The following is an 18,925-nucleotide window of genomic DNA, read 5'->3' as shown; positions in this document are numbered from 1 at the left end:
ATGAAAGAAAAACTTACGGAACATGCTGTACGCTTATTTGATGAAAAAGGGTTTACCGTTACTTCCATCCAGGATATCGTAGAATCCATTGGTGTAACGAAAGGAACATTTTATTACTATTTTTCCAGTAAGGAGGAGCTGTTAAGGGAAATTCACATGCGCTACATTGATGGCTTATTATCTAAACAGGAAAGAGTTCTTAAGGATGACCGGAAGAGCTACATGGAAAAACTGTATGATATTGTCCACCTTTCCATTCTGGACATTAAAGAGCAAGGGGCCAGTGCCAAAGTGTTTTTTAGAGAAATGAGGCACCTGAGCAAGGAAAGTCTGGATGCAATTGAGCCTAAGCGGGATATGTATCGCTATAATATTGAAACTCTCCTGAAAGAAGGTAGGAAGAACGGAGACTTTCATAAGGACTTTGACGTATCGATTGTAGCCTTTGCAATTCTCGGTATGATGAATTGGAGCTATCAATGGTATAAACCCCATGGTGCGAAATCCGATCAGGAAATTGCCCGGACTTTTGTCGATATGGTATTAAAAGGGATTGAGTCTGAGTAAGTGGGAAATCATCTACAGGATTTCCTTTAGGATTAACATACCGACTGGTTAGTATTTATGGGAGGAGATGTCGTGTAAATGGAAACCATCACGGTAACGAGTAGATTTTGCGAAACGGATGCATTAGGTCATATCAACAACACAACGTATTTTGTTTATTTAGAAGAAGCAAGAATAAAATTCTTTCAATCACTGGGATTTGATATGGATGTGAAAGACTGGCGTTTTATTCTGGCTTCAACAAAATGTGACTTTGTGTCACAAGGATATTTTAATCAAGAACTAAAGATCACCACCTATCTATCAAAAATTGGATCAAAGAGCTTTCAGTTAGAGCATGATATCTTATGTTCGGACACCCATCGATTGATTGCAAAGGGAAATGCGGTGATCGTTTATTTTGATTTTCTTGAGCAGCAAAGCAAAATGATCCCTGATTTATTAAAAGAACAGTTAAACATTCATCTACGATTGGAAAAGACTGAATATTCTTGATTAAGGAGGGTGACCATGTCTGAAAAAGCAGGGTATGAAACGGTATCGGTGCGACAAGGAGAAGAACTGAATGTAACCAATTTAAAATACTTCTTGAAAGAGCATTTCCCCAACCTCCTTCATGAAGAGCTATCTATTGAACAATTTTCTGCAGGACACTCAAATCTTACGTATCTATTAAAAGTGGGTGAATGGGAAGGTGTACTGAGGCGCCCTCCTTTAGGTCCTGTCGCCCCGAAGGCTCATGATATGAAAAGAGAATTCAGGATCCTTTCAGAAATTAAACCACTTTTCGGGGCTGCACCGGAGCCGTATGTGTTCTCTGATAATGAAAGTATCGTAGGAAGTCCATTTTTTATCATGGAACGAAAAAGGGGTGAAGTATTCGATACTTCCTTTCCCCCGCACCTCCATGTGACACCGGATGTCTGCAGGAAAATATCGGAGGAAATGGTTTCTAAACTGGTGGAACTTCATTCCATTGATCACCGAAAAACAACTCTGCATGAAATCAGCAAGCCCGAACATTTTATGGAAAGGCAAGTACACGGATGGATCAAACGTTACGAGCGTGCCAAAACAAGTGAAATACATGAAGTAGATCAACTGACACACTGGTTGATAAAGAATGTACCAGAAAATGCTGAATCGACAATCATTCACTATGATTTTAAATTAAACAATGCCATGTTTTCTTCCGACATGAAATCCATGGTGGGGTTATTTGACTGGGAGATGGCGACCGTTGGCGATCCCCTTGCAGATTTAGGTGTGGCTATGGGGTATTGGATACAGAATGATGATCCCGGGTTGTTAAAGTTCGGTCTTGGAAAGCCTCCTGTAACGATCATGGATGGTTTTTACAGCAGAAGACAATTTATCGAAGAATATGCGAGGAAAAGCGGAAGGGACGTAAATCAGATCCATTTTTATTTATCTTTTGCATATTTTAAGCTTGCAGTCATTGTGCAACAAATCTATTACCGCTTTAAGATGGGTCAAACGAGAGATTCACGATTTTCTCAATTCGATCGGTTTGCGGAATCTTTGATCACTTTGGGAAATCAAGCTGCATTTGATCGCCAGGAATAAAGACAAGGAGATGAACCAAGACGATGAAATCCTCTTTACTAATAGAAACCACTGACCGGGTGCTTACATTGACATTAAACAGACCGGATAGCTTGAATTCCTTTGATGAGAGCATGCTGACGGGAATCGTTGAAGCACTGGAGCAGGCAAAACATGATCAGGAAATCAGAGCTATTGTGATCCGCGGTTCCGGGAGGGCCTTTTCTGCAGGCGGCGACGTGAAAACGATGGGGAGCGCCACATCAACAGAAGTCTATGAACATATCGGGATCTTAAATACGTGCATTAAATCGATAAAGGAAATAGATAAACCGGTCATCGCCTCGGTACACGGCTTTGCTGCAGGTGCAGGATTTAATCTGGCCCTTGCCTGCGATTTGATCATCGCTTCAGAAGATAGTCAGTTTGCTTTAAGCTTCTCTAAAGTAGGTCTTATATCCGATGGCGGAGGTTCGTATTTTCTTCCACGCATCATCGGTCCCCATTTAGCGAAAGAATTCTTTTTTTCAGGTGAACCTGTGGGTGCTGGAAGAATGTATGACTTAGGTGTGGTAAACCGTATTGTACCTTCTGAAAGACTGGAAGAGAAAACAACTGAGTGGGCTGTAGAATTAGCCATGGGGCCAAGTAAAGCCTATGGAATGATGAAGAAAATGATTGATCGTTCATTCATTACATCATTGGATGAAATGCTTGAACAAGAACGAATCACACAAACAATGATGATTTCAACAGAAGATCATGGTGAAGGGGTTTCAGCATTTAAAGAAAAAAGAAGACCATCTTTTTCAGGAAGGTAGGAGGGACCAGGATGAGAGCCATTCAGTTCAGAGAGTTTGGAAGCCCTGATGTATTAGAGAGTGTGGATATAAATGTCCCGACGCCTCGGGGGAGAGAAGTCCTTATTGAAGTTCATGCATCTGCAGTCAATTATGCTGATACAGCAAGACGGGAAGGCCAATACGTGGTAAAAACCCCACTCCCCTATATCCCGGGTTCTGAAGTGGCGGGAATCGTCACTGAAATAGGGGAAGATGTGACGAGAGTAAGAAAGGGAGATCGGGTTGTAGCCATGATGGATTCTGGAGGTTATGCAGAATTTTCCCTGACAGATGAGCGTTCGGTTATCCCCCTCCCATACGGGTTGGATTTCAAAGAAGCGGCCGCCATCCCTGTTCAGGGTTTAAGTGCCTATCACATTTTGAAAACATTGGGAAGATTGCAGCAGGGAGAAGCGGTCCTTATCCATGCAGCTGCTGGTGGCGTTGGCCTGCTTGCAGTACAAATGGCAAAACGATTTGGAGCAGGTAAGGTGATTGCTACGGCCAGTACAGAAGAAAAGTTACGTCTTGCCGGGGAAATGGGGGCAGACGTATTAGTCAACTACACTCAGGATGGCTGGGAAGCAGACGTCTTAGAAGCAACAAATGGAAAGGGTGTAAATCTGGCATTGGAGATGGCTGGCGGTGACATTTTCTATAAAACGTTAAAATGTCTCGACTATTTCGGGAGAATGGTCATATACGGAGTCGCAAGCGGGGAGCAGAGCAGATTTTATCCTTCTTCATTGATGGCAAAGAATCAATCTGTTATCGGGTTCTTTCTCCCTCCTCTCATGAGAGATGCTGAACTAACCCAGAAAACCCTTCATGAAATCTTTCATTACGTCGCGTCCGGGGAATTGAAAGTAACGGTTGGTCATGTGTTTCCATTAGAGGAAGCAGCAAAGGTCCATTCACTCATGCAGGCAAGAAAAACGGTAGGAAAGGTAATCCTGCAGCCATAATACTAGCTGGTTAGTATACGATCCATCTTATAGGGGGGAATCTGGATGAACTTACGGTTATCAGATGAACAAAGGATGATCCAAAAAACCATCCGTAAATTTGTTGAGAAAGAACTGATACCTTTAGAAAATGAAGTGTTAAGAAATGAACGGGAAGGAAAACCAAGTCTTTCCACGGAAAAAAGAAATGAGCTGCAGTTAAAAGCAAAGGAAGCAGGGTTCTGGGGGATCAATACACCTGAAGAATACGGTGGAGCGGATCTCGGGCAAATGATGATGGCCATTGTTTATATGGAAATCTCCAAAACCTTTGTGCCTTTCAGTTTCGGTGGTTATGCAGATAACATCCTATACTATGCCAACGAAGAACAGAAAAAGAATTATTTGATACCCACTATAAACGGAGAGAAAAAGTCCTGCTTCGCCATGACGGAACCGGGAGCTGGATCCGATACTCAAAACATTCGGATGACCGCAGTGAAGGATGGAAATGAGTGGGTGTTAAATGGTGAAAAAACCTTTATTACGGGCGGAAATGAAGCAGACTTTGTCATGGTCATGGCGGTGACCGATAAGGAAAAGCATCGGCGGACGGGTCGGGACGGAGTAACCTGTTTTATTGCCGATCGTAGCATGGGATGGACATCTGAATACATTCATACCATGGGGGAATGGGGACCGGCCAGTCTGTTTTTTGATGACGTGCGGGTGCCTGAGGAAAATATTCTGGGTGAAATCGATGGTGGCTACAATCTGGGCCTGGAATGGATCGGGTTCGCACGGTGGATTGTAGGGGCACAAGCGGTAGGGGCAGCGGAACGCTTACTTCAAATGGCGATCGACTATTCAAAGGAAAGGGAGACATTTGGAAAGCCAATCGCGGATAGACAAGCGATTCAATGGCAGATCGCTGACTCTGCCGTGGAAATTGAAGCTGCCAGATGGCTTGTGCTAAATGCAGCATTCACGCTGGATCAAGGAGAAGATAATCGCCATGTTGCATCGATTGCCAAGCTGTACGGATCGAATATGGGCAATCGGGTAGTGGATCGGGTCCTTCAAATTCACGGAGGGATGGGCTACACAAGAGAGCTTCCCATCGAACGCTGGTATCGTGAAGCAAGGTTGTGGCGGATTTATGATGGTACGGATGAAATTCAAAAACTGATCATTTCACGGAATCTATTAAAAGGGCATGTGAAAGTGGGCCAATTTGTTTAAAGCGATGGGGAGGTAATGTGAATGGGTAATAGATTCAGAGGAAAAGTAGCTTTAGTAACAGGCGGGAGCCGGGGGATCGGTAAAGCGATTGCAAATCTCTTTGCAGAAGAGGGGGCAAAGGTTGCCATCATTGACGTGGATGAAGTGGCGTTGATGGAAGTCAGTGAGGAATTAAGAGAGTATGAAATATATACAAAAGTTGCGAATGTAGTAGAATCCCAAGAAGTAGAAGAGGCCATTAAAGAAGTCTATGAAACTTTCGGCTCCGTTGATATTGCCGTCAACAATGCAGGAGTCATCAGAGACAATTTGCTATTTAAAATGACCGATAACGACTGGCAAACGGTCATGGATGTGCATTTGAAAGGATCATTTAACGTAGCGAAGGCAGCGCAAGGTTATATGGTAAAGAACAAGTATGGTCGTATTATTAATATCTCGTCTACTTCTGCACTGGGTAACCGCGGACAGGCAAATTATGCCACGGCTAAAGCCGGCCTTCAAGGTTTGACGAAAACTCTGGCTATTGAGCTTGGTCCACGTGGGATTACGACCAATGCAGTCGCCCCCGGATTCATCGAAACGGAAATGACCAGGGAAACGGCGAAGCGGATCGGAATACCCTTTGAACAACTGGTGGAAGCGAGTCTTCAAGGAATTCCCGTAGGAAGAAGCGGGCAGCCGGAAGATATAGCGAATGCAGTGGCGTTTTTCGCGGATGAAAGCTCGTCATTCGTTAACGGTCAAGTCCTCTACGTAGCTGGCGGGCCGAAAGCCTAAAGGGAGAAAGAGGTGAAGGATATGTTTCAATCTTATATTGGTAAGCGCTCAACTTCCGTAGAAAACTATGTGGAAAAAGGAGCAGTACGTAAATTTGCCGAAGCCATCGGTGATCTCAACCCCATTTATGTTGATGAAGAAGCAGGAAGACGATCCAGATACAGGGGGAATATCGCTCCCCCCACTTTTCCCAGAGTGCTCGACTATGGAACGATTGAAGGTTTTCATTTACCAAACGTCGGGTTAATTCATGGTGAACAATCATTTCACTATGAAAGACCACTGAAGGTCGGGGAATGCATTCGGTGTTACACGAAAATAAAAGATTACTATGAACGGAAAGGTTCGGGTGGAACACTTGGTTTTCTTGTAATAGAAGACATCGGTGAAGAATCAGGAGGGAAAAGGATTTTCACATCCGAGGCGATTGTCATCATCACAGAAGCGGTTAGAGAGAGGTTGGGAATATGACTACACTATCATCCTTAAATATAGGTGAAACGCTTCCCATTGTTGAATTAGCTCCAGTCTCGAGAATCGACTTAATCAAATACGCAGGAGCATCTGGGGATTATAACCCCATTCATACAATCGATGATGAGGCACATAAATTGGGTCTTCCAGGGGTTATTGCCCATGGCATGTGGACGATGGGTAATGTCTCCAAGCTTTTTAGTGATTATTTTGAAGAAGGATATATCAAAGAGTACACCGTCCGGTTTAAAGGAATGGTTGTATTGAACGATGTCATTACATTGAAGGCAGAAGTATCAGAGAAACAGGATGATCTTTTACATTTTAAAGTCTTTGCGGTCAACCAGGACCAGAAGAAAGTGCTCGAAGGTAAATTAATGATTCAATTATTTTGATCACCGGGGTAAAATAGTGTCCTATAGCGTTCATAAAGCGAATAGAAATAAAGAGAATGAAGGCTTTGCAAGAAAAATAAGTAAAAAGACACAAATCCGATGGAAAAACTCGGGTTGACTTCCCCGTAGAATATGATATTATTTAGAATATTAAAATTAATAACTCTTATCCAGAGTGGTGGAGGGATCTGGCCCCGCGAAACCCAGCAACCTACGTTATGTAAGGTGCTAATTCCAGCAAAATGTGAAGTCATTTTGGAAGATAAGGTATCCTTACCTGAACAACTTTCCAAAATGGAGGGTTGTTTTTTTCATTCATGATTTTTCTGGATAAGATAAAAATTGGGGGAATCATGTGACTAAAGAAAAAAATCAAGAAGCAGAGTATGATGTAGTAGTCGAAAAGATCACTTCGATGTTGAAGACGATGAGTTTCGGGTCGATTACCATTGTGGTCCAGGACGGTAAAGTCATTCAATTGGAGAAAAACGAGAAAGTGCGAATTAAATAAGCTGACTAGACAAACTAGAGGCGCATAACAGAGATAAAGGAAATCCCTATATCTTGTTATCGCCTCTTTTTGTTTGGATGAGCGGGAAAGGGGTGTATCATGTTAACTTATCAAACTTGGAAAAAACCATCCATCGAATTTGAAATTGATCAGGTCTATAAAGGAGCGTTAAATGTTCTCGAGTGGACGTATGACCATTATGGTGAAAGTGTCGTCTATGCATGCAGTTTTGGCATTGAAGGGATCGTATTAATCGATCTCCTTACCAAAGTACAGCCGAAAGCAACCATTGTATTTCTTGATACAGGAGTTCATTTCAAGGAAACCTACGAAACGATTGAAAAGGTGAAGCAGAAGTATCCTGGTCTCACCATTCATATGAAAAAGCCTGAATTAACGCTCCAAGAACAAGCAGAAACTTATGGAGATAAGTTGTGGGAGAAAAACCCCAATCAATGCTGTCAAATTCGAAAGCTTGACCCTCTAAAAGATTCCTTATCCAAAGGAAATGCTTGGATTTCAGGGTTAAGAAGAGAACAATCATCTACAAGAAGTCAGGTTGAATTCATCAATAAGGATGAAAAGTTTCAATCCATTAAGATTTGTCCTTTAATTCACTGGACGTGGAAGGAAATTTGGAGGTATGTCCATAAGCATAACCTATCCTATAATCCACTTCATGATCAGGGGTATCCGAGTATCGGATGCTTCCATTGTACAACACAAGCCTTAGACATCAATGATCTCCGCTCCGGAAGATGGAAAGGAAAAGGTAAAACCGAATGCGGTCTTCATTAAAAGAGGTGATATTCTTTGCTTGAAATATTCGCCCTGATCATAAGTTTGTTCTTTGCTATGAACATTGGTGCCAGCGGAGCGGCAGCATCGATGGGGGTTGCGTATGGTGCAGGAGCCATAAAGAATATCAGGGTAGCACTATGGATCTGCGCTGGAGGTGTCCTTAGCGGGGCGGTTTTAGGTGGTGGAGAGGTTGTTAAAACCATTAGTTCAGGGATTATCCCGCAGCATTTACTTTCCATCAAAATTGTGGTCATCATTTTGTCATCCGCCACCATATCCTTGTTTCTGGCAAATGTGATAGGAATTCCGCTGTCTACAAGTGAAGTGACGGTCGGAGCGGTTGTAGGAGTCGGAGTCGCATATCAAGTTCTTTATGTGAAATCACTTTTAACGATCATGTCATTCTGGGTGATTGTCCCGGTCATTGCCTTAGGGGTTACATGGGTATTCGGTATAGGTTTAGTAAAACTTGAAAAGCGCGGTTTCCATTTTGAAAAAAGGTGGCTTGCGTACCTTTTGATCATCGCCGGGTTCTTTGAAGCCTTTTCGGCAGGGATGAACAATGTAGCCAACGCCGTCGGTCCATTGGTGGGTGCGGGTTTACTGTCTCCATCCCGGGGGATATGGCTGGGTGGTCTATTCGTTGCCCTCGGAGCGATCTTACTTGGCAAAAAAGTAGTGGAAACAAACGGAAAAAAAATTACACACTATTCAAAAGCGGAAGGAATTGTCATTTCCTCTACAGGAGCGATCCTAGTGATGGTGAGCTCACTGTATGGATTACCGATCCCGCTCACTCAGGTTACTTCATCCTCTATCATAGGCATCGGGATGGCGAAGAACGGCAAACATATGCTGCAAAAGAAAATCGTCAAAAAAATCGTTAAAATATGGGTGGTTTCACCCCTGATTTCACTTAGTATTTCATATTTTCTAGTAAAGCTCGTGATCGATAGCGATCTGTATTCGGTCGTTGTTCCAATAAGCGTCATTATCGCAACTGTGGGAGCACTATCCCTCGTGCGAGTGATCAATGAAGAAAGGCGATCCGTTCACGAAGACGGAGGCGGAATTTAATCTGAATTCCGAGTAAAACAATATGTTAAGGAGGATAAATGATGAGTTTACAGCCCCACGGAGGAACGCTTGTTCAATCGTATTTACCAGAAGAACCCTATGAGGATATTCTACATGAGATCCCATTAGACGAAATCGCGTTAAGTGATCTGGAACTCATTGGAATAGGTGCATACAGCCCTATAAATGGATTCTTGACCGAAGTTGATTATCAACATGTAGTGGAAAGTTTACGTTTGCAGAATGGCAATGTGTGGAGCATCCCGATTACCCTGCCCATTGCAAAAGAAAAAGCAGGAGACGTAAAGAAAGGCTTAAAGAGCCGCCTTGTTTATAAGGGAGAAACATATGGCCTCATTGAAGTTAAGGATATTTATGAACCGGACAAACAGAAAGAAGCCCTTCTCGTATACGGAACGACCGATCCGGTCCATCCAGGTGTCAAGAAATTATTCCAACGGGGAGATGTGTACGTAGGTGGGAAAATCAGCCTGATTAAACGTCCTTCCAAAACGTTCAACGAGTATACATTCGACCCAAGTGAAACGAGAAAATTGTTCAAGGAAAGGGGATGGAAAACGATTGTCGGTTTCCAAACGAGAAATCCTGTTCACAGGGCCCATGAGTATATTCAGAAAACGGCATTGGAAACCGTGGATGCACTCTTCTTAAATCCACTGGTTGGCGAAACAAAGGCAGATGATATCTCAGCGGGCATCAGGATGGAGAGCTATGAAGTTCTGTTACAGAACTATTACCCTAAAGATCGTGTGTTTTTAGGAGTCTTCCCTGCTGCCATGAGGTATGCAGGTCCAAGGGAAGCCATCTTCCATGCACTGGTACGGAAAAATTATGGATGCACGCATTTCATCGTCGGGAGAGATCATGCAGGTGTCGGTGATTATTATGGTACCTATGATGCACAGAAAATATTTGATCAGTTCAGTAAAGAAGAGATAGGGATCACCCCTCTCCGCTTCGAGCACAGTTTTTATTGTGAGAGGTGCGAAGGGATGGCAACTACGAAGACCTGTCCTCATGATAAGAGCGATCACGTTATATTATCAGGGACAAAAGTGAGAGGAATGCTCCGTAACGGGGAGGTCCCCCCTTCGACGTTCAGTCGCCCTGAAGTGATCGAAGTGTTGATTAAAGGTCTAAAACAAGAAGCGGGACAAACGACTTAAGGAGGGTACCGGGTTGAGTGAAAAAACAGAAAACGTCGTATGGCATGAAACGTCAGTAACGAAACAGGAGAGACGTAAAAAAAATGGACATGAAAGTTTTATTTTGTGGTTCACGGGTTTATCCGCTTCAGGGAAATCGACTGTTGCCAATGCATTGGCCCACTCCCTTTTCGAACAAGGAAATCAGGTCTATGTTCTGGACGGGGATAATGTCCGTCACGGATTAAATCATGATTTGGGATTTAAGGAAGAAGATCGCAAGGAGAATATCAGGAGGATCGGCGAAGTGTCCAAACTTTTCATCGACAGCGGTCAAATTGTCCTGACAGCCTTTATTTCACCATACAGGGAAGACCGTGCTCTCGTACGAAATTTAGTGGAGAAGGATGAATTTATCGAAGTTTATGTGCATTGTTCTTTAGAAGAATGTGAAAAGCGCGATCCAAAAGGCTTGTACAAAAAAGCACGAAAAGAGGAAATCACTCATTTTACAGGAATCAGTGCTCCTTATGAAGCACCTGAAAAACCGGAAGTGGTATTGGATACGGAGAAATATTCAATTGAAGAATGCGTGGAGCACTTACTAACTGTATTGAATCTAAAACAGCTTATATAAGGGGAGAGAATCATGGCATATTCAAAATCATGGGAGTCAAATGAAAAATTGAACAAAACGGAACAATGGAAACTGGAGAAAGACGGGTTGTCTATCTTTGGAGACATTCCTTACTATGCGGAAAACGGCTTCTCTTCGATTCCGAAAGAAGAGTGGGATAAGTTTAAATGGGCAGGTTTGTATCTGCAAAGACCAAAGGAAGATGGCTATTTCATGATGAGGGTGAACGTCCCGTCGGGCATCCTTACACATGAACAGGCTCTGGAGCTCGCTGCCATTTGTAAAGAGTATGGAAGAGATGTCTATGACATCACTACCCGCCAGGCGATCCAATTTCACTGGTTGAAGATTGAACAGATTCCCGACATCTTTGAACGTCTGGAAAAGGTCGGATTGTCTTCTGCGGGTGCATGTGGTGATATCACACGTAATATAGTCGGAAACCCCCTTGCAGGGATCGATCCTGATGAACTTTTCGATACAAGGGGTATTGTGAAAGAAGTGTATGATTTCTTCCAGCACAATGAAGATTTTTCAAATTTACCGCGAAAATACAAAGTAGCCATCTCCGCAAACATCAATAATGCGTCGAATGCCGAGATTAATTGTGTTTCCTTTGTTCCTGCGAAAAAGCTGATTGACGGTAAAGAAGAAGTCGGCTTCCATCTGAAGATCGGTGGAGGATTGTCCGCCAGACCATTCCTCGCCCAAGAGTTGGATGTTTTCATCCTTCCTCACCAAGTGAAGGAAGTCGCAATAGCCGTTACTACGATTTTTCGCGACTTCGGTTATCGGGAAAAAAGACACTTGGCACGGTTGAAATTCCTGATGGCCGACTGGGGACCTGAGAAATTCAAAGAAACCTTATTACAGTATGTTGAGCTATTACCGGCGGGAGTGGATGCCGTGGAAGGTTGGAATGCAGGATATTTCTACGGAGTGCACCCTCAGAAACAGGCAGGACTCAATTATGTGGGGCTGAATGTACCGGTTGGACGCTTAAATTCCGATGAAGTATATGAGCTTGCGAGAATCTCCAAGAAATATGGGAATGGCGAACTTAGAAACTGTAATTCTCAGAATCTCATCATTCCAAACATACCAGATGAACATGTCGATGCTTTGCTTTCTGAGAAAATCTTTGATCGTATTTCAACAAGTCCTCTATCCTTCATCGGGTATTCAGTATCATGCACAGGAATCGAGTATTGTAATCTGGCTTTAGTGGAGACGAAGGAACGAATGAGACAAATTGCCAATCAATTGGACCAGGAACTTTCATTGGATGTCCCTGTCCGGATTCACATGGTCGGGTGCCCGAACTCATGCGGTCAACGACAAATCGCTGATATCGGGCTTCAAGGAATTAAAATGAGAACAAAAGATAAGAAGATGATCGAAGCATTTGAAATATACGTCGGCGGAACTCTTCAAGACGGTGGAAAACTGAACGAAAAGCTAAAAGGGAAAGTGGAGGCCGGTAATCTGACAGGTGTGGTAAAGCAATTGCTGCTTCATTTTAAACAGTCAAAAGAACCGGGGGAAGCCTTCTTTGACTATATCAACCGGGTCGGTACCGCTCCCCTTCAAGAATCGTTAGATCAATTACTTCAGGAAGCGTAAGGAGGCTCACGGAATGAACTTGTATCGATTTGAAGTGACGACCAAGGCATTTGTCACGATTGTCGTAGTGGCGGCAGAATCAGATGGGAAAGCCTTCGATCTAGTAGAAATTGAACTTGAGAAGTATTTTTTGAAAAAGCCTGACGTGGTAGACATCTCTCTTTATGAGAAACGTAGAATCCGTGGAAATGGTGCAGGGTTTGTTCTGCATGAACAGGAAACAATCATCAAATCTTAAGGAGGAAAATTGGATGGGGAAGGTTTACTTGGTGGGAGCGGGTCCAGGGGATCCTGAATTAATCACATTAAAAGCATTGAAATCAATACAAAAAGCAGATGTCATATTGTATGACCGTCTGGTGAATAAAGAGCTTCTAACCTATGCGAAAAAAGGAGCCGATTTGATTTACTGCGGGAAACTGCCAAACTATCATACGATGAAACAAGATACGATCAATCATTTTCTCGTGCGTTACGCTGCCGGCGGCAAGGTAGTGGTGAGATTAAAAGGGGGAGATCCCTTCGTATTTGGAAGGGGGGGAGAAGAAGCAGAAGCCCTCGCAAAAAAAGGAATTCCCTTTGAAATCGTCCCTGGAATCACTTCGGGCATAGCGGCGGCTGCCTACGCAGGGATTCCCGTTACACACCGGGATGCCAGTTCAAGCGTCGCCTTTGTTACCGGGCATAAACAAAATAATCAGCAAGAAGATGAAAAGTGGGAAAGTCTGGCCAAAGGAATCGATACACTAGCTATTTACATGGGGGTCGGCAATCTTCCTTACATTAAAGAAAAACTCATTCAAAACGGGAAGTGCAAGGATACGCCCGTGGCACTGGTCCATTGGGGAACAACGGAAGTGCAAAGAACCGTAACAGGCACGCTGGATACGATTATCGATATTGTAAAAGAAGAAAAAATTGAAAACCCGAGCATGATCATCGTCGGAGAAGTGGTCCGTTTCCGGGAGAAGATTCAATGGTTTGAAGAAGCATTTGATAAGAAATCGATCATGAGTGAGGCACTGTAAATGACACGCGCGGTCTTATATGTTTGTCATGGAAGTCGTATTGCAAAAGCCCGTGATGAAGCCATTGCTTTCATTGAAAGATGCCAGAAGCATGTAAAGGCGGATATTCAGGAAATAAGTTTTCTTGAGCTTGCATCACCTTCCATTGAAGAAGGTTTTGAAATATGTGTGAAAAGAGGGGCTTCACACGTATCCGTCGTACCGCTTCTCCTTTTGACAGCGGTTCATGCAAAGAAAGATATTCCAGATGAAATTCGAAAATGTCAAGACTCATATCCCTGGATTACGGTAACGTATGGTAAGGCTATTGGGGTTCACGATAAGATGGCTGAAAGCGTCATAAAGAAAATACATGATGCTGCCTCAATTGACTCTTCCACCGTTGCCGTATTGATAGGAAGAGGAAGTTCAGACCCCGATGTTACAAAGGATTTAGGAGCCCTGGCTGAACTTGTACAACGAAAGACAAAGTTAGCAGGTGTAAAGACCTGTTACTTAACAGCGGCCACACCAAGCTTTTCAGAGACCTTGGAATCTGTCACGAATACAGAGAGAAACGTCATTTTTATTCCCTACTTGCTGTTTACCGGGTTACTCATGAAAGGAATTGAAAGGGAGATCACCCGAACCGAAAATGAGCATATCATTCTGGGGAATTATTTAGGGTATGACCCCCTTGTGGAAGAAGCATTCCTGGACCGGGTGAATGAAACCCTCTGCGTTAAAGGAGAATCATATGCTGCCTATCATGATTGATGTGAGAGGGAAACAAGTAACGATTGTAGGCGGAGGGAAAGTTGCGTTTCGTAAACTTACTGTATTTTTAGAGCAAGGGGCAAGGATTACAGTCATCAGTCCCGATGCTGATGATGGAATTCAAGCATTACATGAAGAGGGTAGAATTTTATGGGTTAAAAGAGAAGTGGAACCAGATGATTTACGAGATGCTTTTATCGTCATTGCTGCCACGAATGAAAGATGGGTGAATGAACAAGTGAAAATTCACTCTGAGGAAAACCAACTTTTATGCGTGGTGGATGATGGTGATTGCGGAAATATGCAAATGGTATCCTTTAAACAAAAAGGAAATTTAACGATTGCCGTTTCATCAGGCGGAGCAAGTCCATTCTTAGCTAAAAAGCTTACCAATCAATTCTTCCAATCCTTTGATGATTCTTATATAGAAAGGCTTGCTTTCCTTGCTTCTAAGAGAAAAGAAATCAAGGCATCAAACCTGACTGATGGTGAGAAAAGGAAGCTATTACAGGAACTTTCTGAACGGGTGTAAAGTGGATAAAACTTTATGCCCGTTTACTCGTTATACGAACATTTTTGTGAATTGCGTATATATTGTTAAGAATTGAACCTTTACAAACTGCCAGGTTCCCGTTATACTATCCAATATCAAATCAATATTCGTTTTCACTCATATAATAGCGAGGATATGGCTCGCGAGTTTCTACCGGATTACCGTAAATGATTCGACTATGAGTGAGCAATGGATTGTCCGTCATTACGGACGCTCTTTGCCTAACCCAAAGGTCATTGTCTCACTCTAGACGGAGTACAATGGCCTTTGGGTTTTTTTACAGACTTCCAGGTTTTAATACAATAAAGGAGCGTTTTGATTATGAATCTATTAAAAAACAAAATTGAAGATGAAGGTGTCGTCCTTTCAGATACTGTATTAAAGGTAGATTCATTCCTGAATCACCAAGTGGACCCTGAATTGATGATGGAGATAGGGAAAGAATTTGCACTCCGATTTAAAGATCTGGGCATTACGAAGGTATTAACCATTGAATCATCAGGGATTGCTCCTGGCGTGATGGCTGCTCTTCAATTAAATGTTCCACTTGTATTTGCACGTAAGCGTAAATCGTTAACCCTCTCAGAAGGGGTTCTTACATCAACGGTCTACTCCTACACGAAGCAGGAAGAGAACACAATCTCGATTTCCAGTAAATACATAGGAGAAAATGACCGTGTCCTATTGGTTGACGATTTTTTAGCAAATGGACAGGCGGCCCTGGGATTAATCGATTTAGTTAAGCAAGCAGGCGCCCATGTTGCCGGCATCGGGATTGTCATAGAAAAGTCCTTCCAAGACGGAGGAAAGCTCGTTCGTGAAACTGGATACAGAGTTGAATCATTAGCGGAAATCCAATCCCTTGAAAATGGCAAAGTGACATTTAAGCAAGAGGAGGCGCGGGTATAATGAAAAATCAGCCTATTAAACTGGCGTCACTCGGGATTCAACACGTTCTCGCTATGTATGCGGGAGCGGTCATCGTTCCGTTGATCGTAGGAGGAGCATTAGGATTAACGGGAGAACAACTTACTTATCTGGTATCCATCGATATCTTCATGTGCGGTATCGCCACCTTATTGCAAGTATGGAAAAACCGTTTCTTTGGGATAGGACTTCCGGTCGTTCTTGGGTGCACGTTTACGGCAGTCGGGCCCATGATCGCGATTGGTGGGCAGTATGGTATTTCAGCGATCTACGGTTCTATTCTGGTTTCAGGTTTATTCGTTATTGTCATCAGTAAGAACTTTGGGAAGCTGGTTCGCTTCTTCCCTCCTGTAGTGACTGGCTCTGTAGTAACGATCATAGGGATTACCTTGATTCCAGTAGCTATGAACAATATGGCAGGGGGACAAGGGAGTGCTGATTTCGGTTCATTGGAAAATTTGTCTCTAGCTTTTGGAACGTTGTTCTTTATATTAATCCTTTATAAATTCTTTACCGGTTTTGTCCGGTCTGTTTCCATTTTACTGGGGTTGATGGCAGGAACAGCCGTTGCATTTGTTTTAGGTAAAGTAGATTTTAGTGCGGTTGGGGATGCATCCTGGTTTCATATGGCAAAACCTTTCTACTTCGGAATGCCGACGTTTGAAATAACGGCGATCCTTACCATGATACTGGTAGCAATGGTGAGTTTAGTAGAATCTACAGGAGTTTATTTTGCTCTGGCTGATATTACCGATAAGAAGGTTTCAGAAGAAGATTTATCGAAAGGATATCGTGCCGAAGGATTAGCCATCGTTCTTGGTGGGTTGTTCAACGCATTCCCCTATACCGCATATTCCCAAAACGTAGGCTTAGTCCAGCTTTCAGGAGTGAAGCGAAACAGTGTGATTTATGCAACAGGAGCATTTCTCGTGATCCTTGGGTTAGTACCCAAGATCGGTGCATTGACGACAGTGATCCCTGCATCAGTATTAGGCGGGGCGATGGTGGCCATGTTCGGAATGGTCGTAGCTTATGGGATTAAGATGCTTAGCCATGTGAATTTTGCATCCCAGGAAAACCTATTGATTATCGCCTGTTCAGTCGGGATGGGACTCGGAGTAACCGCTGTTCCGGAATTATTTGCGCAAATGCCATCCAGCATCCGGATCTTGACGGACAACGGGATTGTTGCTGGAAGTATAACAGCCATTGGACTGAATATGTTTTTTAACGTGTTTTCTAAACGCAAGCTAAATGTTGTGTTAAATGAGCAGAAAGCATCTTAATCATTTTTGTAGAAAGAACGTCACCTTTTCACTATTGGAAGGTGACGTTTTTCTTTGTGAACTTATTTCTGAATTATCAGATATTAAAGAAGGGTATACGTACAACTGTCTCGAACATTATTGATTAGGGAATGCTGCAGTGATTGGGATATACCTTTATTAAAAGGAGGAGAAATATGTACGCAACGACAGGATCCATATTTGATCAAACGGTAGAAAAATTTCGCAACAAGGAGGCGATTGTAGAAGAGAAAACAGGCACACGGTTAACGTTTGCACAGTGGCAGGATGAAGTTCATCGTGCAGCCAATGCGTTGCTCAAGGCAGGTGTGAAAAAGGGAGACCGGGTTTCGACGTATCTATTTAATACGCTGGAGTTAGCAACTGTGTACTTTGCGTGCGGGAAGATCGGTGCTGTGATCAACCCGATTAATTTTCGTTTGAAGGCTCAGGAAATACACTACATTTTAGAGGATGCAGAACCAAAGGTCGTCATATTTGAAGAAGATCTCACCCTGCCGATTGAGCGGATTTCACAGGACTTTCCACAGACTTTTTTTTGGTACGTTGGTGAAGATGCCCCTGCCTTTGCTCAAAGCTATAAAGATGTTGTGAATCCATGTTCGAGTGAATTAATGTACATCTCGGTGGAAGAAACGGACGCATATGCGATTATGTATACGAGCGGTACTACAGGGAGACCAAAGGGAGTGCTGCACAGACATAGGGATATGGCTGAGCAAAGCTTGATTTGTACGTCTGTCATGGGTCTGACACCAAATGATATAGGACTTGTTACAGCCCCTATGTTTCATTGTGCCGAACTTCATTGCTGTTTCCTTCCACGTGTTCAAGCGGGAGCGAAGAATATTATCGTTCATCAGTTTCAACCTCAAACCGTATTAGAAGTGATTGAACGGGAAAAGGTCAGTTCCTTTTTTGCTGCGCCAACGATGTGGAGCATGCTTCTGCAACACGGGGTAGATGATTATGATACCACTTCTTTACGTATCGGTCTCTATGGGGCAGCACCAATGGCACCAGTCCTTGTGAGGGCCCTCCATGAGAAAATGAAGATTGACTTGATACAAGCCTATGGTCAGACCGAGATGGGTCCAGCGGTTACCTTCCTTCTTCAGGATGAGCAGTTAACCAAGACAGGCTCCGCAGGAAGGGCTGCCTATAACCATGAAATAAGGGTAGTCAAACCGAGTGAAAACGGCCCTTCTGAACCGGATGATCTTTGCAAGCCTGGTGAAGTAGGGGAAATCATTGTTCGCGGTTCATGTACAATGCTTGAATATTACAATCGCAAGGAAGCGACGGAAAGAGCATTGTATAAAGGCTGGTATCATTCAAGTGATCTCGGATATATGGATGAGGATGGGTATCTATACGTTGCTGATCGGGTGGATGATATGGTCATATCGGGAGGAGAAAATGTGTATCCCCGTGAGGTAGAGGATGCACTGCACGCACATGAAGAAATTGTAGATGTTGCCGTCCTCGGTCAGCCTCATGAAAAATGGGGAGAGCAGGTGATTGCCGTTGTTGTGTCCAAAAGCCCTTCATTGACTTCTGAAGATCTAGATTCCTTTCTGAAAAATGGGGAACTTCTGGCCGATTATAAGCGGCCGCGTGAATATATATTTGTAGATGAACTTCCCCGGAATGCAAGTGGTAAGATTCAAAAGTTCCTGTTGAGGGAAAGGTTACCGTCGAAAGAAAAACTGGTTTAAGTTGATGCAAA

Annotated in this window: 22 protein-coding genes and 2 riboswitches; all 22 genes read left to right on the top strand. The window is 43.3% G+C overall.

Features of this window, described 5'->3' with window-relative positions; all coding sequences use genetic code 11:
* The 22 genes from ACCB35_RS11840 (at position 1) to ACCB35_RS11735 (ending at position 18,914) form a co-directional block, all read left to right on the top strand.
* Positions 1-567, top strand: a complete 567-nt coding sequence (locus ACCB35_RS11840) for a TetR/AcrR family transcriptional regulator (RefSeq protein ID WP_374053899.1) — start codon at positions 1-3, stop codon at positions 565-567.
* A 78-nt stretch (positions 568-645) separates the two neighbouring features.
* Complete coding sequence (locus tag ACCB35_RS11835; RefSeq protein WP_374053898.1) at positions 646-1,062, top strand: acyl-CoA thioesterase; 417 nt, start codon at positions 646-648, stop codon at positions 1,060-1,062.
* Between the two features lie 15 nt (positions 1,063-1,077).
* Complete coding sequence (locus tag ACCB35_RS11830; protein ID WP_374053897.1) at positions 1,078-2,154, top strand: phosphotransferase family protein; 1,077 nt, start codon at positions 1,078-1,080, stop codon at positions 2,152-2,154.
* 23 nt (positions 2,155-2,177) lie between these two features.
* Positions 2,178-2,954: an enoyl-CoA hydratase/isomerase family protein gene (locus tag ACCB35_RS11825; protein ID WP_374053896.1), complete on the top strand. Its 777-nt coding sequence runs from the start codon at positions 2,178-2,180 to the stop codon at positions 2,952-2,954.
* Between the two features lie 11 nt (positions 2,955-2,965).
* Positions 2,966-3,940: a zinc-binding alcohol dehydrogenase family protein gene (locus ACCB35_RS11820; protein ID WP_374053895.1), complete on the top strand. Its 975-nt coding sequence runs from the start codon at positions 2,966-2,968 to the stop codon at positions 3,938-3,940.
* 45 nt (positions 3,941-3,985) lie between these two features.
* A complete protein-coding gene (locus tag ACCB35_RS11815; protein ID WP_374053894.1) occupies positions 3,986-5,161 on the top strand; it encodes an acyl-CoA dehydrogenase family protein in 1,176 nt (391 codons plus the stop codon).
* Between the two features lie 21 nt (positions 5,162-5,182).
* Positions 5,183-5,941 carry a 3-oxoacyl-ACP reductase FabG gene (fabG, locus tag ACCB35_RS11810; protein ID WP_374053893.1) on the top strand — a complete coding sequence of 253 codons (759 nt, stop codon included), beginning with the start codon at positions 5,183-5,185 and terminating at the stop codon, positions 5,939-5,941.
* A gap of 21 nt (positions 5,942-5,962) precedes the next feature.
* The gene (locus ACCB35_RS11805; protein WP_374053892.1) at positions 5,963-6,412 is read left to right on the top strand and encodes a MaoC family dehydratase N-terminal domain-containing protein; all 450 of its coding nucleotides are present in this window, start codon (positions 5,963-5,965) and stop codon (positions 6,410-6,412) included.
* On the top strand, positions 6,409-6,810 hold the full coding sequence (locus ACCB35_RS11800) for a MaoC/PaaZ C-terminal domain-containing protein (protein ID WP_374053891.1): 402 nt from the start codon (positions 6,409-6,411) through the stop codon (positions 6,808-6,810). The genes ACCB35_RS11805 and ACCB35_RS11800 overlap by 4 nt, the downstream gene beginning before the upstream one ends.
* A 163-nt stretch (positions 6,811-6,973) precedes the next feature.
* Positions 6,974-7,079, top strand: a riboswitch (SAM riboswitch).
* An 86-nt stretch (positions 7,080-7,165) separates the two neighbouring features.
* Positions 7,166-7,321, top strand: coding sequence for a YezD family protein (locus ACCB35_RS11795; protein WP_113967891.1), 156 nt, complete (start codon positions 7,166-7,168; stop codon positions 7,319-7,321).
* Positions 7,322-7,420: 99 nt separating this feature from the next.
* Positions 7,421-8,119 carry a phosphoadenylyl-sulfate reductase gene (locus ACCB35_RS11790; protein ID WP_374053890.1) on the top strand — a complete coding sequence of 233 codons (699 nt, stop codon included), beginning with the start codon at positions 7,421-7,423 and terminating at the stop codon, positions 8,117-8,119.
* A gap of 57 nt (positions 8,120-8,176) precedes the next feature.
* A complete protein-coding gene (locus ACCB35_RS11785) occupies positions 8,177-9,199 on the top strand; it encodes an anion permease (RefSeq protein ID WP_374057003.1) in 1,023 nt (340 codons plus the stop codon).
* A 41-nt stretch (positions 9,200-9,240) separates the two neighbouring features.
* On the top strand, positions 9,241-10,386 hold the full coding sequence (gene sat, locus ACCB35_RS11780; protein ID WP_374057002.1) for a sulfate adenylyltransferase: 1,146 nt from the start codon (positions 9,241-9,243) through the stop codon (positions 10,384-10,386).
* A gap of 13 nt (positions 10,387-10,399) precedes the next feature.
* Positions 10,400-11,002 carry an adenylyl-sulfate kinase gene (gene cysC / locus ACCB35_RS11775; protein ID WP_374053889.1) on the top strand — a complete coding sequence of 201 codons (603 nt, stop codon included), beginning with the start codon at positions 10,400-10,402 and terminating at the stop codon, positions 11,000-11,002.
* Positions 11,003-11,014: 12 nt separating this feature from the next.
* Positions 11,015-12,625: a nitrite/sulfite reductase gene (locus ACCB35_RS11770; protein ID WP_374053888.1), complete on the top strand. Its 1,611-nt coding sequence runs from the start codon at positions 11,015-11,017 to the stop codon at positions 12,623-12,625.
* Positions 12,626-12,638: 13 nt separating this feature from the next.
* Complete coding sequence (locus ACCB35_RS11765; protein ID WP_374053887.1) at positions 12,639-12,863, top strand: DUF3906 family protein; 225 nt, start codon at positions 12,639-12,641, stop codon at positions 12,861-12,863.
* Positions 12,864-12,876: 13 nt separating this feature from the next.
* A complete protein-coding gene (gene cobA / locus ACCB35_RS11760; RefSeq protein WP_374053886.1) occupies positions 12,877-13,653 on the top strand; it encodes a uroporphyrinogen-III C-methyltransferase in 777 nt (258 codons plus the stop codon).
* Entirely contained in the window at positions 13,654-14,409 is a 756-nt protein-coding gene (locus tag ACCB35_RS11755; RefSeq protein WP_374053885.1) for a sirohydrochlorin chelatase, read from the top strand. It abuts the gene before it with no gap.
* Positions 14,390-14,941 carry a bifunctional precorrin-2 dehydrogenase/sirohydrochlorin ferrochelatase gene (locus ACCB35_RS11750; protein WP_374053884.1) on the top strand — a complete coding sequence of 184 codons (552 nt, stop codon included), beginning with the start codon at positions 14,390-14,392 and terminating at the stop codon, positions 14,939-14,941. The genes ACCB35_RS11755 and ACCB35_RS11750 overlap by 20 nt, the downstream gene beginning before the upstream one ends.
* Positions 14,942-15,059: 118 nt before the next feature.
* Positions 15,060-15,161, top strand: a riboswitch (purine riboswitch).
* Positions 15,162-15,283: 122 nt separating this feature from the next.
* Positions 15,284-15,871 carry a xanthine phosphoribosyltransferase gene (locus tag ACCB35_RS11745; protein ID WP_374053883.1) on the top strand — a complete coding sequence of 196 codons (588 nt, stop codon included), beginning with the start codon at positions 15,284-15,286 and terminating at the stop codon, positions 15,869-15,871.
* Positions 15,871-17,175 carry a nucleobase:cation symporter-2 family protein gene (locus ACCB35_RS11740; protein ID WP_374053882.1) on the top strand — a complete coding sequence of 435 codons (1,305 nt, stop codon included), beginning with the start codon at positions 15,871-15,873 and terminating at the stop codon, positions 17,173-17,175. The genes ACCB35_RS11745 and ACCB35_RS11740 overlap by 1 nt, the downstream gene beginning before the upstream one ends.
* Before the next feature lie 176 nt (positions 17,176-17,351).
* On the top strand, positions 17,352-18,914 hold the full coding sequence (locus tag ACCB35_RS11735) for a fatty acid--CoA ligase (protein ID WP_374053881.1): 1,563 nt from the start codon (positions 17,352-17,354) through the stop codon (positions 18,912-18,914).
* Positions 18,915-18,925: the final 11 nt, after the last annotated feature.

The organism is Rossellomorea sp. FM04394 (assembly GCF_041889765.1).
GTDB lineage: Bacteria > Bacillota > Bacilli > Bacillales > Bacillaceae_B > Rossellomorea > Rossellomorea aquimaris_B.
This window is presented reverse-complemented; position numbering and strand designations above follow the sequence as displayed.